Below are 16,002 nucleotides of genomic sequence, written 5' to 3' on the forward strand. Positions count from 1 at the left end.
CAGGGAAGTGTCCGGCTGCTGCATACGCTCTGGATATCGCAGCGGGCCATCGACCTTGTTGGTGATACGGGACGTCGTTGAAATATAGGCTCGGCCTCCAATTTCAGCCCACGCCGATGAGTGAGGTCACTTGCCACGTTAGAGTAATACCGGCGCGCGCAAGTTCAACCGGAATATTGATCGGTTGGCGCGCCATACCCTCCAGATCCCATCCTGCAAACTGGCATATCTTTTGAATGACGTACAAGGACACCGATGTTCTATTGACAATGCTACCTGCCTTGAGAGAAAGCCCCAGGCGCTGAACCTCCTCGATAGCCCATAGGATGCGCCTTGCGCTAAAGCTCCAGGACGATTCTTTACACAGCGAAATCACTTCGTTTAACTGCGGAAATTTGTCAGCATGAAGCTTCAAGTGGCTGTAGCTCAGGGGGATGTGATCGATCAATTTTTGCATGGTAATACGGTTAGGTTTGCCGCTCTGCGAGACAAGTTTCCGAGCATGCGCTTCCACCTTCTCGGCAAATTTTTGGTCCCGCACCAGCTCATCGGCGGTCGTTTCCTGCAGGTTGGAATTGTCGCGAACGTTGTAGGTGAATGCGTTGTCGAGCCATTTTTTGTCGTGTTCGAAAAGCCAGGTGGTTGGCCGATATGCTTTGCGCCAGAGTCCTTCCAAGGTAAGGACCGGGTCCATTTTTATTTCGCGCAGGATGCGCTGCCGGTACTGGTCGCGCAGTTCGGCATCGGCGAGTGGCCCGTTGCGCGCTTTTGAAACTCGCTTCGGCGTAGCTTCATGGTCATCCGGCTTGATCGCTTGCACAAAGTGAGCGGCTGTACCAAACAAGCGCATGGCGAGCAGGATATGTCGCGTCACAGGCATGTCCATCACGCCATCAACTGTGGAAAAGCGCAGCCAGTTTGTCGTACGGCCAGCAGCATATGCCGGGTCCACCTGCGCGATAAAATCGCCCCCCATGTATTCAATGAAGTCTGCGGTAAAAGCCGTCATCGACGTCGCTCGCACTTGTTTGCCTGAAATAGTGTCACCCACCAGTGGCTTACCCCAGACAAAGCCTATTTTCTGGATACGCTGGCGGTATACCTGCGCCAGATGGTCAGGTGCGACAGGCGCGACATTCGCGTTTAGTAGCTCGTGCACAAAAACAGCATAGCCGGTTTGGTTTTTTGAGGCCGCTGAAGTCGCGCTGTCGCGACTTATTTCATAGCCGCATTGAGCACACGGTAGCCACGGTACTTCTAGAAGTTGTAGACTCCTTTGGAAAGGGAGTCTGCAGTTCGGACAGCTGCTAAGCAGCAAGGTGCCGTGTTTCCAGCATGCTGTAACCCCGGGCGCCTGATGTGATCGGTGCCAGTAGCCGAACCCGAAACTCTCGGCAGCCTCGTTAGTGCATTGAACGCACAAGTAGGCGTCGCCATGCTTGCCGACGACGCGACGAGGCAGCCGGTTGATGAGACCGCCATGCTCATTGCTGTGGCCGCGCTTGCCCAAGAACGGCTGGAACAACGGCAACAACGTGTTGTTGTTGAGAAATTCCTGTAGGATAACGGTTGGTTCACCGGGCATACTTGCGGCAAGCGTTTCGAGATGGGGCGGGACGATCTGTTCGAGCGAAAAGTTGGGTTGCTCAAATAACTGCTTGAACGTCCTCGCTGAACTTCTGTTGCCTACCATAAGGTGATATCTCGCAACCCGAGAGCTTAGCGTCTCGTCGGATAAGCTTTGGGGGAAAAAATGGATAGCAGACATTTGGCAAGGTGAAGGGGATGACAGCAAGTAGGAATGAGAAATCTATCACGGCAATTGATGCGGCGCCGCCACATTGCTTATTTGAATGTGCGCCTAGGTTCAGTGCCCCAGAACCTTTGCCAGCCTGCGACTAGACGAAGTGAGCCTGTCGAAATTTCTGTACAGTGCGGGGCGGCATGGAATACCGAAAGGGAATTCCGTGACCGAAGCCAGACCGCCAAAAAGCTCAAAAAATTAGAAGAAAGCCTACCCGTTTTCCGTTGAGCTGGTCGACCGGTTGCCGGCGCCGGTCGAGAACAAAGTTGCGGAGTTGATTGAGTATTCTCATCAACCCGGACACTCATTCTCATCTCAAGCTGGACAGTCAATGGCACTTGAAGTCAGACACCTGTGGCACCGCAAGCCGAACAGTGATTCTCCAATCCGGCCCCTCTCAAGTAGCCAATGACGCGTAGGCCACCCCTCCTCGACGAAGTGTGGAAATGTGTGATATTTTCATTTCAGCAAGCTGGTATCCTGTTGCCTTGGACCGAAATCGGCCGGAACCAGACGTTGGCTGGTTGCTTGCGAATGTCTGCGATGGCCAAGACTGGTCTTCCAAGGAATCGCTTTACTACCAGCGTTCGTACATTGATCACCGTTGATTAAGTCGGCCCGACATGGCTGCGCCCTATGACGGCTGCTGACTCGCCATCTACTGGGCCTCTATCTAAACTAAGCTGCGATGCAGCTATCGGGCGCAATTCTCTGGATGAGGGGAAATCATGAAAGACGAAGCGCAATCAGGCTACAAGCCCGTACAGGACGATGTGCTGAAGACTTTGGGCATTGCGGTAATCGCGGGACAGGGTGTCGAGCGTCTGATGAGCACTTGCCTGACGTTCCCATTGCACGGCGAGCCAATGCAAACTGGGGAACAGGTTCGGGCCTTGCTTGAGCGGCATTCGAAAGCCACTTTAGGGCAGCTGCTCAATGCGCTGCGGAAGCGGGTGGATCTGCATCTTTCCTTTGACGACCAGTTGGATCGCTTCCTCCAATATCGTAATGTAATCGCGCATCGGCTACATGACGTGCCCGGCGGTTTTGACCTGCATTCTGATGAAGGACGGGGAAGGCTAAAGGCTTTCCTGCTCCAGTATATGGATGACGGTCATATCGTCAGCATGGTATTGCTGGGCGTGTTGCGTGAATGGGCGCGTCAGGAGGGCATTGATCTTCCCGGTGAGCACCATCTGAGCCAGCGAATGCAGGACCACTTTGACGCCAATGTCGTGCCTAACTTGGAGGTGCTGATCAGGTCTAAAGAACGTGGTGCGCCGCCAAAAGTCGCAAAGTCGGATTAAGGCGTCGCACCTACCTGGTCCAATCACAGTCTGACAGCAACCGGCCATAATCCGCCGGTCGATGCACCGGAATGCCGTTGGAAATTGTTGTTGCGGTGCCGGCGGTTCCTTGCAGTTTCACACGGCTATGGTGTGATGGTCTTTTTTAGAAATTATCAAAGAATTAATGACTAAAGATAAATTGCACGGTATTTTACAAACTATCAAAAACAACTATTCTCTTGTTCAAGCTGGAATCATGTTTTTGGCTCAACCCGATGCCGTGTCAAAGTTCGACGAATATTCTGTACCTTTCTTAGAGCATGTAGAAGGCAAGCAATTTCTCTACATTCGATATGTATTGGAAGATGATGACTTGCTTGCGTTATCAACCAACCAACTAAGAAAATCCGTTCTAAGAAACTGTGTTAAGGAAATGTTTGAGACTGTAAAGTTTTACGGAACGGAAACAAACCAAATGAGTCTCATACGGACGGCACCGTGGTACCAATTTTTACGTATGACTAGAAATAGCGTTTCACACGATTTCATTTTAAGATTTAATGAACATGACCTTAAAATACTTCCTGTCGGTTGGTCAGGATTGATGCTGACTGCATCTATGAATAATACGGAGTTACCAATGAACGGATTTCTTACGCGTATGAAAATACTTGAGCTGATGGATGAGATAATCGAATATATCGAGCTCAATGTCACCTAGAAATCCTTATAAAAGCAATTTCCCTAAGATTATAAAACATCAGGTAACGGCCTAAGTAATTTATAGTCAACCACAAGACATATCGCGAAGGTCCCAAATATACGATGCAGCGAATGGATGATTTGAAAATAAGGGAATTGGTAAAGAGCCTGGACACGACAAGCACAGGCGACCAGGAAGCAGTCTGGGCTCAGTTACGCCCACTTGGAGTGGACGTCGTTCCGTTCTTGGCCGACGCCTATGGCAGCACAAGAAAAGCCAAAGGTCGAGTAGCGCTCGCCTTTCACGCTATTCGTTTTGCACGCATTTCACAGGCCGCATTCGAACTGGGTATTCGCGCTCTTGATGACAAAGCGACACTGGTTCGCTATCGAGCGTGCTGTATCTGTGCGTATTCTCTGCGTGCCGATGCGATTCCTCACCTGAGGGAACTGCTAAAACATTCGGATGCGAAGACTGTTGAGGATGCGGCAGCCGCGATTGATGCTATTAAGAGAAAAAATCATCACTACTTCATTGACCGTAGCCATTCGGGCATGTCATTCTGGACCGTCAACCCAGAAGACTCTGCCAGGTGATGCGGCTCACGGCCAAAAGCGGCCGCTCACGAACGACCACTCCCGACTCAGGCTGTATAAAAACGTTTTTAGAGCAGGTTTGACAGTCAGGAACGAAAATCGCGTTCCTACGCAAATTTCCGGTACGCTGATGAACCAAAATTTTACGTGGCAGTGCAGACTACACAACGGTGCACGCGTTTTCACACAGCCTGGACCCGAAGCTGCAACTGGCGGCCGCCTGACGCCTAGGGTCTGGCGGACCGGGAGTACAGACTGGAGTCGTGGTCACCAGTTGCGGCTGTTAGAAAATCGAGGAGACCATCCCGAGTGATGCACATCACAACTGGACACCCCTTTTCTGCCCTCGGTAATTCGGCGCACGCTGGACGCAGTGCCCGTGCCACAATAGCATCTAAATGGAAGGGCATACCTTCTTCTGACCTTATTCCCCTCACTGTGTGCAACGTTAAGTAAGGATTTTAGTTTGGCTATAGATTTTAAATGCTCTGCTAAAAGCGTTGAGCTATTTCACGAAGGGACTTACCTAATGGAAAGCCTTCGAAATCGTAAGCTGCAAGTAAGTGGTAATGGCTTTTTATTCAAACTCAATGGCACAAAGGTTGAAGACATACCGAACGATATAAGTTTTTATATAGGAGACCTTCAAGAGGTTTATCCTTCCTTATCAGCTATCTCTCTTGATAATTCAGAAAGAGGGATAACTATAACAATGATGACGAGCTACATAAATCTCGGCGCTTGGATCAAACCGTTTTCCTTTGATGAATACATTTCAAAAATTGAATCGTTAATTGAAGGTATTATCTTGCCAATCAAAAGATACTACAAACATGACTCTGCGGAACTAATTAACCACGCCGTACTAGGGCTTGAATTTTCTATAAAACGTGGAGATTTGATGGGTGCAATTTCCAATCATCTAAAAAATGTTTCACACGCCTATCGTGAAGCCGAACAATTACTGTACAACCAGAAATTGCCGAGTCATGCATGCTTAATTCGGGATTTAAATTTTGTTGAAGGTGAGAAGTGCTGCTTAGAAGAAGACCTAACGGTAGAATTCAAGGAGGTCAAAGGTGAAAATCCAGTAAAGTCAATTCAAAGCTTGGTGGACGAGTATGTTTTGGCTTTTTTTAATAGTCAGGGCGGCAGCGTTTTTTGGGGTATCAACGATGATGGCATTGTTGCAAGCTTGAAGTTGACATCTAAAATGAAAGATGATATAAGGAAGGCTATCAATACTAAAATTAATGTGATTGAGCCACCTATAGACCCAACACAGATAGGGGTATTTTTTCACGAAGTTCCAAACACTGATAATGGCTACGTACTGGAAGTAAGTGTGCCGAGGTCTCGCTCAGAACGGCTGTATTTTAATTCATCTGGCGAGACTTGGGTTAGATTAAACGGGTGTAAGAAAAAACTTCAGGGCTCTGCATTGCAGGATTATATTATCAAGCGACTTCAGAAAAACTCTTGAAGACTCTCTATGGATTTTGGAACCTTCTATCAATTTCATCCGCGACCTTGTGACTTGGTCCCCGGGCTCAACTTTGGATTTTTCCATACTGTCGAAAGCCGCAGTTCCTGAACGTCCGAGTTGGGGCGCCGCCGGTTGCGCGAGAAATCCTCTACTGTAATGTGATTCGGATGAGCGCGAGCAAATACGGTGAGCGACGCTGGTGTTGCAGGCTTGGGAGAGCGCGCGACACATGCAATTTCTAACGGGTGTCCGAACATGAAAACAGCTGTCCGCTTTGAAATGCCATGGAGTGTCCGGCTCGGCGTGAGAATCGGTGTCCGGTTTGATGAGAATACTCAGTCGAGCCTGGCGAGCCGGGCTTGCCCGGGCAGTTGATGAGATGCAGGCCGAAGCATGCTGGCATCGGCGGGCAGATGCATGCGGCATCGGTGGCCACTACCATCACGACGCCTTACCCAGCGTATAGATTGTCCTATTGTGTCGGGCAATCGGCGCTCAATCCCCTGGTGGGTTTTCCGCCGCGTGCCGAATCGTCGGGTGGCCCCGTCACGAGCCGAAGCCCCTGAGCGTGGCGCTCTGGTCGGTAAGACGTATTTTAAGTGCCAGACATACCCACGGTAGCATCAAACGATGCATTGACGACGCATCGCGATATGTGTATAGTCATCATATTAGATGCTATAGCGCGTCGCTAACCAAATTATGAGGTTTTTATGACTGTATTTGATGCCAATCCCGCCGCCGAGAGCTATCCTGACATGCTGCGCGCGGTGCGCAACGAACTCTTTCTGTCGCAGTCGGCGTTTGCCGTGGCGGCCGGCTATTCGGCGGTGATGCAGGGCCGCTATGAGACTGCTCGCAATAAACCCAATTCCGCCATTCCGAGTGACAAGACCGCGAAGGCGATCAAGATGATGGTGGAGGCGGAGCGGGCGAAGCAGCAGGCCGCATCCCAAGCGCCGTCGGCGGCCGAGGTACAGCCGCTCAAGTCGATCAGTCCGCACCAGCTCGAGCAACTGTTCGGCAAGTTGTTGAGTCAGCATACGGGAGCGCCGTGCGTGGTGTCGGTCGACAACGCGGAGTTCTCGAACGGCGGCTTGCGCATGACCGTGTCGCTGGCCGTGGAGCAGGCGCTGCCTGCCGCGTAACGGCGCGGACAGCGTAAGAGGGCCGTAAACCGGCAGGCGCCGCAACGCTGAGGTAGCCCCGGTTGGCAGCTTGTCTGTTCACTAGGGAAGCGGCGGCGGAGACAGTGATGTAGAAGCCCTCAAGCTGTGTCTAACTTTATTGTTGCAAGAATGCTGTTCTGATTAAAAATTGATCAGTTTGTGTCAAACTTTGATCTGATGAGCCGGGTGTGGGGTGAATGCTAAGATCTTGTTTTTATTGGAATGGTTGTGTCAAACTTAATTGTTTGTTCACACACGGACGTGCCGGCAAAAAAGTTCCACAAAAGTGGCGCAGCACCTTATGGGCTGCGCCATCTTTTTTTGCATGTGTCGTGAATGAGGCATATTCTCGTGGCACTGCATCGCGAACCCGCCGGGCCAGTTAGCAGATGGAATAAGTATCAACGGTTGGTCGTCCCCCTAAGGCATTGTTGGCTTGTTGCGCTCTCAGCGACTCTGATACCTGAATGGGATACACTGATCCTGAATTCAACGCACGGGAGGCCGCATGGGCACTCTGAAAAACGGTAGCGGAACCGCAGGAATCACCGCGCCGCCCGAACCTGTGACTACACCGCAAGAAGCACGCCGGCGGCGCCTGCGCGCTGCTTTGGCGGCGGCCGAGGGGCTCTGGAAGGATCGTCAGGACGTCCCAAAAGACGGGGTCGAATACCAAGAGCTACTGAGGGCGGAATGGCCCTGATTCTTTTCGATACCAATATCTTTATCGATATGCTCAATGGCGTCCATCAGGCGACCATTGAACTGGGAAGCTATGACAGTCCGGCAATTAGCATCATCACTTACATGGAACTGCGCGCCGGCGAAATACACCGCCCACAAGATAAGCCGCTGTTGGATGCCATCCTCACTGAATTCGAAGTCATTGAGGTGAGTCGTCGCATCACCGACGCTGCCATTGCCATTCGCGGAAGTAGTTTTCTCACGGCGCCGAAGGTCAAACTTCCCGATTGCATCATTGCCGCGACAGCGCGGGACTGTGGCGTACCACTCGTCACGCGCAATTGGAAGGACTTCGTCAATACGGGCATTGCCGTCCACGTCCCGTATGAATACGATGCAGCAACGGGTGTCGTCTCGAACGTGAAGCCCGCCTACCGCAATTCTCCGCCATCGCCAACGCTCACGTGATACGGCCCCTCTATTGCCGGACACGGTTTATCACAAGCAATGAACACACGATTCGAAAGAGGTGGAAGCATAGCCCATAGCCCATAGTCCTAACGGCGCTGCTTGTCGAAGAACTGCCAGATGACCTCGTTGGCATCCATGTCGCGGCTGGTCTTGCCGATCGGCAGGCCGACATTGAACGGGTCGGCGCCCGGCCAAGTATGGCCGCCCTCCTTGACCGTCGCCAGCGCCACGCTCTGCCGCCCGTTCCCTTGCTCCAGCCAAACCACCTCCGTGCCGTCGCCGGCGTCGCCGTCGATCACGCGGCGGCTCGCCCCGGCCGCCGCCAAACCGTTCTGCTTCAACCAATAGCCGTAGGTGTCCTCCGCCGACCAATAGCCGCCCGGCTTGCCGCCATACGCCACCACCTGGTCCGCCGTGCCGTGGACCAGCAGCACGCCCACTTTGCCCGCCTTCGAATGGTGCTGCGCCACCGGTTCCGGCATCGGTCCGCCGACCGAGGCCACGGCGGCGAACAGCTGCGGCAACTCGGCCGCGATGCGCAGGGTGAAGAAGCCGCCGCGCGATAGGCCGGTCGCATACACGCGCTGGCTGTCGACCCGATAATCCTGCTTGAGCTTGGCCAGCAGCGCCTCGGTGAAACCGATGTCGTCGCTGCCGTCGAGATACGACATGCCGAAGCCGACGTTCCAATCCTGCTTGATCCCCGAGGGGTAGACGACAATGAACTGGTGGCGGTCGGCGGCGCGGTTCATTTGCGTGTAGAGCATTTGTTCGGCCATGCTCATGCCGCTGCCGTGGAAATTGAAGACCACCGGAAAGGCCTTCTGCGGCTGGGCGGCATAGGACGCCGGCGTGTAGACGAGGTAGCGGCGCTTTTCATCCTTGTGGACGAGGGATGCCACCTGGCCCAGCGCAGGGAATGAGACGCAGGCGAGGAGGACGAGGCTGATCAGAGTTTTCATGGTGCGCATGCCGTAAAAGTTGACGAGTACGCAGCATAGAAAACCGTTGGTGAAACCCGGGTGAAATCCGGCCGGTTTCAATGCGGACGAAGCGGCACGATGTCGACGCGGTAGGCCGTTGCGCCGGCATGGAAACCGATTTCCCAGCGCATGGCCGTGGCGATGCGGCGCAGCAGATTCTGGCCGTGCAGGAAGCCCTGCGTCGTGCCCGCGCGGGCCGGATCGATGGTGTTGCCCAGGCTAAGCACGCCGTCGGCGAACGACAGCCGCAGCCGCGTGCCGGCCCCGCCGTGGAACAGCGCGTTGCCCAGGCAGTTGTTGATGAGCAGCATGGCCAAATGCCGGTTGCCCCGCACCGCCAAGCGGTCGGGTAGCTGGAGCTCCAAGCGCCCTTCTTCCCAGGCGCCATCGTCGAGCAGGCGCAGCAGGCTTTCCTCGATGCAGCCGCGCAGGTCGAGCGTCTCCTCGGCGATGTGTTCGGCGCGCGCCAGCGCGAACAGGACGTCGACGGTGGTGGCGATGTCATCGAGGCCGCCGCGCAGCTGCGCCACGTCCTGTGCTGCCAGCGGACGCGATTCGGCCTGTCCGAGGATGTTGTTCATCACCGTGAGCGGCGTGCGCAACTCGTGGCCAACGTCGCGCGTGAAGGCGTGTTCGCGGTTCAGCGACGAATGCAGTTCGGCAATGGTGCTGCCCAGCCTGTCTGCCAAAAAGCCGATTTCGTCGCGGCGGTGCCGGGCGCTGAATGCGATGGGCTGGTCGCGCGACAGGCCGCGTACTTCCTTCGCCAGCACCTGGAGCGGCGCGACCAGCCGCCTGGACAGCAGATAGGCCAGCAACAGCGCCAGCGCGATCAAGCCCAGCGCGACCGAGACCAGCACGCCGCCGACGTCACGGAACAGTGCCGACACCACCAGCAGTGGGCGCGCATCGGCCAGCAGGTAGACGCGCCGGGGAGCGGACCCGGCGGGGAGGTCGAGCGTGCGCAGGTGGTAGTGCGGGCCGCTGTCGGTGGAGATTTCGGCGCGTTCGCGGCCGGCGGCGACCTGCGCGCGCACGACGGGCGGCAGCGCCGCGACGCTGCGGTAGACACGGATCAGCTCGTCACCGGGCGCTTTGATTTCGCCGCGCAGGTGGAAATGCGCGCTGATGGCGGCCGCTTCCCGCTGCAACAATCGATCGACCAGCATGTCCTCGGTCACGTAGGAAATGACCAGCGCGAGCCCGGTGTAGCAGAGGCAAATCAACACGGTGAAGCCGGCCAGCGCGGCGAACAGGCCATGCCGGATGGAGCTAAACACGGTCCGCCGCCGCCGTTTCCAGCCGGTAGCCGAGCTGGGGAATGGTGACGATCATCGGCCCGGCGCCGGCCAGCTCGAGTTGCTTGCGCAGCGCGTAGATGTGCGATTTGAGGGCGTCGCTGTCCGGCGGATTGGCGCCCCACAGCTCGTGCATCAGCGCGGAGCGCGACACGGCCTGCGGGGACGCGGCGCCCAGCTTGAGCAGCAGCTTGAATCCGGCCTGCGTCAGCGGCAGCGGCGCGCCGTTGTGGAGGGCGCGCTTTTCACGCAGCAGCAGCGTCAGCGGACCGACGCGCATCTCCTGGCTCAGGTGCAGTTGTCCGCGCCGGGCCAGCGCTTCGCAACGCAGGGCCAGCTCGCGCAGGTCGAACGGCTTGGTCAGGTAGTCGTCGGCGCCTTCGTTGAAGCCGCGCGCCTTGTCCTCGAAGGCGTCGCGGGCGGTGAGCATCAACACCGGCACGTTGCGCGGCGCGCGCGCCTTGATCGCGCGGCAGACCTCCAGCCCGTCCAGGTCGGGAAGATTCAGGTCGAGCAGGACGACGTCGTAGGCCTCGCGCGTCGCCAGATCGATGGCCAGCGCGCCGGTGGCGGCGTGGTCGGTCTGCCACTGCAGGCCTTCCAGGAAGTCGACGATCTGGCGCGCGATCGTCGGATGGTCTTCCACCACCAGTATCGTCAGGGAGCGGCGGTTCATTGCTGGTCTGCGCGGCTGAACGCCACCGCCTGCGGTGCAACAATTATCCGGCCGTGGCCTGCCGCCCTTGGTGCCATGCTGAATCCTTGATGGTTGCCATAAACGCTAGCCAGTATAGCGGTAGTCGGGCAGTCCGCTCGCCTTGCCGCCAAGCGGCAGATTTCGTCGCGCCGGCGCGGACGCCACCGACATGTCAAATTTGACACGGCTTGACACGCCGCCACGCCAAAACAGCCCCGCAACGGCCCAAAACAGCCGTTTTTTGGCTGGCACGCTTCTTGGAATAGAGGTGGGTGAACACGCAATGTTGCGGTTCATTTATCTAGCTCTCATTTTCAAGGAGTCATCATGTCTACATCCGAAAACGGCGCCAACGTCCTGCACGTCCAATACATCCGCTGTGTCAACAACGCCGGTTTTGTCATGTGCTTCAGCGTGCTCGACAACGACGGCCGCGAAGACGGCGAAACCAGCAATTTCCCGATCAACCAGTCGCACCAGGTCGACCTGGCCGACCTCAAGTTCGGCGACCGCCCACTGGAAATCGGCCAGCCCGTGCGTCCGCAGGTGATGGTGGTGCTGGGCGCGACGCGCCAGGGCCCGCCCGTGCGCTACGCCCCCAACGGCCAGACCGCCACCTTCTCCGTGCGCGGCACCACGCTGTCGTACGACATCTCCCTGTAAGGAGGCCGCCATGGTCAACGGAATCATCGGCAAACCCGCCGACTTCTTCGAAGTCAACCACAACATGCGCGTGCGCTTTCGCCTCAACGACAGCGACGACGAGGCCCGGCGCCGCAACGAGGGCGCGGCACTGCACATGTTCACCGACGCCGTCCTCGAGGCCGCGCCGGACGACACCCTGCCCTACCTCGTGGCCGTCAGCGCGGACGCGGCCATCATGGTGGACGTGCAGTGCAACTGCCAAGTGGGGTTCGGCTACAGCCTGCGCACCGGCGACACCGACCTGGCGACGGCCTTGTACGCCGTCGGCAAGCCCGACGAGAACGGCAACCGCACCTCCACCGTGCGCTGCTGCCAGAACGACAAGCAGCTCATCACCGTGCAGCGCATGAAGAACAAGATCGCCGACCTGCAGGACGTCAAAGCGCTCAAGTCGCAGCAGTTCTGCGACATCAAGGCATGGGAGGTGCAGCAGTTCCTCGACCCGATCACGAGCATGGTGTACAACGCGCGCAATCCGCGCCCTTCCTCGCCGCCACAGCCGACGCATACGCCGCGCTCCGCCATGGCGTTCCAGGCGCACGCCGCCTCGACGGACCAGGTGGGCGCCGCCTCGGCGGAGCGGATCGACGCCGCCGCGCCGGCCCAGGTGCGCTACGGGGTGATCTGGCCCGAGGGCACCTCCAGCCAGAGTTTCGAAACCATCACCGTGCAGAAGGAAGCGGACCGCAACAACGCCCTCCTCGGCAAGCTCAACGTGCGTTTCGTCGTCCTTGACCGCAACCAGAACATTCCAAGGAGCTTCTGATGACTGAGCAAACAACCGGCACCGTGCCCGACACCACGCCCGTCAACATCGAATGGGGGCTGCAGGCGGGCGACGCCACGCGCCAGCAATGGGACGAGCTGCTCACCCGCCTGGGCGAAGCGACGGCGGAGAATCCGGTGGCCTTCAGCCTGCTGCCGCTCAAGGCCGTGCAGGCGGTGTACACCGCGCTCGGCCTGAACCGCGGGCTGCGCTTCGAACCGGGCGTGGGGGAAGACCACAGCAACCTGGCGCGCCGCTCCACCGATGCGCCGGTGCGTTACCTGAACCCCCAGAGCGCCCCGCGCGCGAGCAGCTTTGCCGCCAGCGTGCACTCGGAAACGTCGGCCACCTTCTCGCGCACGCTGCATGAACTGCGTGATCGTTGTGTCCTGTCCGCCCACCGCTCCGCCGCCTTTGAGGGCTTCGGCATCGAGAACACCTTCCGCTTCCAGAAAGAATCTCTGAAGCAGGAGGAGCACCAGAAAATCTACCTGCTGGAGCAAACGCTGGTGCCCAAGGTGACGCTGGCCTTCGAGCCGGAGGAGGATCTCGGCTGCGCGCCGCAGTTCAAGGCCGCCGTCGAGAAACTGCTGCACGCCAGCCATGACCGCGAGGCGCAGTACGAGATGCTGCACCGTGACGTGCTGCGCCGTTTCGGCTACTTCTTCCCCTGCGAGGTGACGCTGGGCGGCAAGTGGTCGCGCAGCCTGGAGATCGAGTACAAGCGCAGCATCGAGCAGGACCAGATGCTGGTTGAAATGGGACTGGCCGCCAAGGCGGACGTTGAAACCGGCAGCGGCCGCGTCAGCGCCGACATGGGTTTCGGCTCGCGCGTGGAAAACCTGGAAAAGTATGAGCAGATCCAGGAACTGCGCAAGCAGGCCATCCACGCGCTGGGCGGTGCAACCAGCGTGGCCATGAGCGAGAACAAGCTGGCCGAATGGGTGAAATCGGTGGGCAGCGTCAAGCGCTGGGCGGTCATCGACAACGACCGCCTGGTGCCGGTGCTGCGCTTCCTGCCGCCCGAGCTGGCCCGGCAGTGTTACAGCCTGATCCGGCAATTTGCACGCAGCAAGACCTCGCGCGCCTACACCGTGCTCGACATGGTGGCCTACGCCAACGCCGGCAGCGAGCTCGTGCCGGAACTCATGTAACTACCTCGAAAGGAAATGATCATGCAAAGCAACAATACCACCACGACCCAATCGGCCGTCAATCCCGCCACCCGCGATCGCCTCGGCAATGGCGGCGGCGGCCGGTCGCCGGACGACCAGCGCGGCCGCACCACCCCGCCCAAGCAGCCCACGCCGAGCAAATTGAAGGACAAGACCCCGCCCAAGTGATGGCGCAACGCCGGCGCCAGACGCCCGTCTGGCGCCTCGTCTTCCCCGACACGGCAGGCGGCCACGCGCCCTTGCCATTCTAGAAAAGGATACACACCATGAACCTGTACACCCAGCGCGGCCGGGAACTGCCCGAACTTGCCGCGCTCCTGTTCGACGCTTGCGACGACGGCCAGCCGCCCCGCCCCCTGCACGCGGCCACCCATCCGGCGCCGCCCCCGCTGCCGCAAAAGCCATACGGCGGCGGCGACGGGGCGCGCGGCGCGCACAAGCCCCCGGCCCCGATCCAACGGTAGCGGCAGCACGGCGCGCGGCGCGCCCCAACCATGCAAGGAGAGATCATGCACCACGATGACCACGGCAAGACGGGGCGGCCGCGATGCTGAGCCTGCGGATCCACCGGCGCGATGTGGCTCGCCGCTGGCTGCCCGCCGCGGACGGCTGGCAAGCCGGCGCCAGCCGCATCGCCCCCTGGGCGCACCCGGCGCTGGAGCATTTCATGCTGGAAGACGGCGAGCGCTCCTGTTTCGTGGTGCGCGAACGCTGGACCGGCGCGGCCGCGCCCGCGCCCCGCGCGCGCCTGCCGGCGCGGCAGTTCGATGCCGCGCTGGCGGCGTTGCGCGGCTGGCCGCTCGACCAACTGATACTGCTGGTCGACGCGCGCGGCGACGGGCAGGTGGCGCTCCACGCCGGCGAGCCGGCCGGCGCGCCGCTGTGCCTGCTCACGCGCGACGACACGCTCTACGCCCACTGGGACGCGGCGCGTCTCTATCCCTACCTCACGCCGGGGGCGATTCGCCACGAGCAGGCGGCCGCGATGCTGTACGCCTCCGGCACGCCCTGCTCGCGCACCACGCTGTTCCGCGAGATCGGCATGTTGACCGAGCGGGCCAGCGCGTGCTGGCGCGGCGGCGCACGGCTGGAGCTGGCCTACCCGCCGCCGCGCCGGTGGGGCCAGGCCCGCGCCACGCTCGCCGCGGCGGACGTCCCCGCCGCGTTCGAAACGCTGCTGGCGGCCATCCTGCGCCGCCACGACATGCGCGGCACGCGCATGGCCTGCCAGCTCAGCGGCGGCATCGACAGCGCCCTGCTGAGCCTGATCGCGGCGCGGCACGGCCCCCGGCCCCTTGCCACCTACGGGCTGTTGATGCCCGGCCGCGCGGGCCGGGCGCAGCAACGCCGGCGCGAGCGGCTGCGGCGCGCCTGCGGCGCGCGCGACACGGCCGTGGCCGCGATCGAGCATCTGCCCTTCGCGCGCAGCTGGCGGCTGGCCGCCGACCCGGTGGTGCCCTGGGGCGAGTTCTACCACGAGGCCTTCGGCGCGCTGATGCGGCGCGCCCGCGCCAACGGCGACCTGTGCATGGTCAGCGGCATCGGCGGCGACGAGCTGGCGGCCCTGCAGTGGGACGAACTGGACACGCCGCCGGCGGCGCCGGCCGACGAGGCGCCCGCCCACGCCTGGATGACGGCGCCGGCGGTCGAGGCGGCCCGCACGGCCGGCTTGGACCCGGCCCCGGCCGGCGTCGCCTTCGACAGCGTGTACGGCGGCCTGCGCGCCGGCGCCACGCTGTATCTGCGCGAAGGAATCTGGCCGCTCTATCCATACGCCGTGCCGGAACTGGTCCAGTTGTGCCGCGCCCTGCCGGCCTGTTGGCGGCGCGACCGCGCCCTGCAGCGCCACTGCCTGCGCCGGGCCGGACTGCCGGGCTGGGTCTACCGTCCCGCCGTGCCGGAAAATTTCCTCGACGTGCTGCACAGCGCGCTGGGCGGCAACACGGCGCTGGCCGCGCTGGCGCGGGACGCGCGCCTGGCCGAGCTGGGCCTGGTGCAGCCGGCCGCCTTCGAACGCGCGCTGCGGCACCCGCCCGGACCCGGCCAGCCCCACGCGCTGTCCTGCCTGATGGCCGCCGTGACGCTGGAATTGAGCCTGCGCGCCGTGGAAGAGAGCCGCAAGGAGGACTGGTTCGCTTGAGCCGTGCAGGTCGGGTGCGTTTCCCCAAGCTTGTGA

At 59.5% G+C, this 16,002-nt stretch carries 17 protein-coding genes; 12 read left to right on the top strand and 5 right to left on the bottom strand.

All coding sequences use genetic code 11. From position 1 onward, the window contains the following. Nucleotides 1-103 precede the first annotated feature (103 nt). Nucleotides 104-1,768 (bottom strand): TnsD family Tn7-like transposition protein, encoded by a 1,665-nt coding sequence (locus tag QC826_RS29420; RefSeq protein WP_279763574.1) that lies wholly within the window; start codon nucleotides 1,766-1,768, stop codon nucleotides 104-106. Nucleotides 1,769-2,532: 764 nt separating this feature from the next. Between QC826_RS29420 and QC826_RS29425 the strand changes: the two genes are divergently transcribed. From QC826_RS29425 to QC826_RS29450, 6 genes are all read left to right on the top strand, one after another. Next, nucleotides 2,533-3,111 (top strand): hypothetical protein, encoded by a 579-nt coding sequence (locus QC826_RS29425; protein ID WP_279763575.1) that lies wholly within the window; start codon nucleotides 2,533-2,535, stop codon nucleotides 3,109-3,111. Nucleotides 3,112-3,277: 166 nt separating this feature from the next. Further along, on the top strand, nucleotides 3,278-3,814 hold the full coding sequence (locus QC826_RS29430; protein ID WP_279763576.1) for a hypothetical protein: 537 nt from the start codon (nucleotides 3,278-3,280) through the stop codon (nucleotides 3,812-3,814). A gap of 113 nt (nucleotides 3,815-3,927) precedes the next feature. Continuing rightward, complete coding sequence (locus tag QC826_RS29435; protein ID WP_279763577.1) at nucleotides 3,928-4,392, top strand: hypothetical protein; 465 nt, start codon at nucleotides 3,928-3,930, stop codon at nucleotides 4,390-4,392. Between the two features lie 466 nt (nucleotides 4,393-4,858). After that, nucleotides 4,859-5,875, top strand: coding sequence for an ATP-binding protein (locus tag QC826_RS29440; RefSeq protein ID WP_279763578.1), 1,017 nt, complete (start codon nucleotides 4,859-4,861; stop codon nucleotides 5,873-5,875). Nucleotides 5,876-6,591: 716 nt separating this feature from the next. Beyond that, nucleotides 6,592-7,026 (top strand): hypothetical protein, encoded by a 435-nt coding sequence (locus QC826_RS29445; protein ID WP_279763579.1) that lies wholly within the window; start codon nucleotides 6,592-6,594, stop codon nucleotides 7,024-7,026. 714 nt (nucleotides 7,027-7,740) lie between these two features. Then, nucleotides 7,741-8,199, top strand: coding sequence for a PIN domain-containing protein (locus QC826_RS29450; protein WP_279763580.1), 459 nt, complete (start codon nucleotides 7,741-7,743; stop codon nucleotides 8,197-8,199). 89 nt (nucleotides 8,200-8,288) lie between these two features. On the opposite strand, the gene QC826_RS29455 is transcribed toward QC826_RS29450, so the two are convergent. From QC826_RS29455 to QC826_RS29470, 4 genes are all read right to left on the bottom strand, one after another. Then, on the bottom strand, nucleotides 8,289-9,164 hold the full coding sequence (locus QC826_RS29455; protein ID WP_279763581.1) for an alpha/beta hydrolase family esterase: 876 nt from the start codon (nucleotides 9,162-9,164) through the stop codon (nucleotides 8,289-8,291). Nucleotides 9,165-9,241: 77 nt separating this feature from the next. Then, the gene (locus QC826_RS29460) at nucleotides 9,242-10,465 is read right to left on the bottom strand and encodes a sensor histidine kinase (RefSeq protein WP_279763582.1); all 1,224 of its coding nucleotides are present in this window, start codon (nucleotides 10,463-10,465) and stop codon (nucleotides 9,242-9,244) included. Continuing rightward, a complete protein-coding gene (locus tag QC826_RS29465) occupies nucleotides 10,458-11,159 on the bottom strand; it encodes a response regulator transcription factor (RefSeq protein ID WP_279763583.1) in 702 nt (233 codons plus the stop codon). The genes QC826_RS29460 and QC826_RS29465 overlap by 8 nt, the downstream gene beginning before the upstream one ends. A 105-nt stretch (nucleotides 11,160-11,264) precedes the next feature. Then, nucleotides 11,265-11,477: a hypothetical protein gene (locus QC826_RS29470; RefSeq protein WP_279763584.1), complete on the bottom strand. Its 213-nt coding sequence runs from the start codon at nucleotides 11,475-11,477 to the stop codon at nucleotides 11,265-11,267. A gap of 30 nt (nucleotides 11,478-11,507) precedes the next feature. On the opposite strand from QC826_RS29470, the gene QC826_RS29475 reads away from it, so the two are divergent. The 6 genes from QC826_RS29475 to QC826_RS29500 all read left to right on the top strand — a co-directional run bounded on the left by QC826_RS29475 (nucleotide 11,508) and on the right by QC826_RS29500 (nucleotide 15,966). After that, nucleotides 11,508-11,843, top strand: a complete 336-nt coding sequence (locus tag QC826_RS29475) for a hypothetical protein (RefSeq protein ID WP_279763585.1) — start codon at nucleotides 11,508-11,510, stop codon at nucleotides 11,841-11,843. A 10-nt stretch (nucleotides 11,844-11,853) separates the two neighbouring features. After that, nucleotides 11,854-12,651, top strand: a complete 798-nt coding sequence (locus tag QC826_RS29480) for a hypothetical protein (protein WP_279763587.1) — start codon at nucleotides 11,854-11,856, stop codon at nucleotides 12,649-12,651. After that, nucleotides 12,651-13,805, top strand: coding sequence for an MAC/perforin domain-containing protein (locus QC826_RS29485; RefSeq protein ID WP_279763588.1), 1,155 nt, complete (start codon nucleotides 12,651-12,653; stop codon nucleotides 13,803-13,805). Before QC826_RS29480 ends, QC826_RS29485 begins: the two co-directional genes overlap by 1 nt. Nucleotides 13,806-13,826: 21 nt before the next feature. After that, on the top strand, nucleotides 13,827-13,994 hold the full coding sequence (locus tag QC826_RS29490; protein ID WP_279763589.1) for a hypothetical protein: 168 nt from the start codon (nucleotides 13,827-13,829) through the stop codon (nucleotides 13,992-13,994). Nucleotides 13,995-14,092: 98 nt separating this feature from the next. After that, nucleotides 14,093-14,290 (top strand): hypothetical protein, encoded by a 198-nt coding sequence (locus QC826_RS29495; RefSeq protein WP_279763590.1) that lies wholly within the window; start codon nucleotides 14,093-14,095, stop codon nucleotides 14,288-14,290. Nucleotides 14,291-14,373: 83 nt separating this feature from the next. Next, nucleotides 14,374-15,966: an asparagine synthase-related protein gene (locus QC826_RS29500; RefSeq protein WP_279763591.1), complete on the top strand. Its 1,593-nt coding sequence runs from the start codon at nucleotides 14,374-14,376 to the stop codon at nucleotides 15,964-15,966. Nucleotides 15,967-16,002 lie beyond the last annotated feature (36 nt).

Source organism: Rugamonas sp. DEMB1, assembly GCF_029834475.1.
In the GTDB taxonomy this organism is placed as follows: domain Bacteria; phylum Pseudomonadota; class Gammaproteobacteria; order Burkholderiales; family Burkholderiaceae_D; genus Rugamonas; species Rugamonas rubra.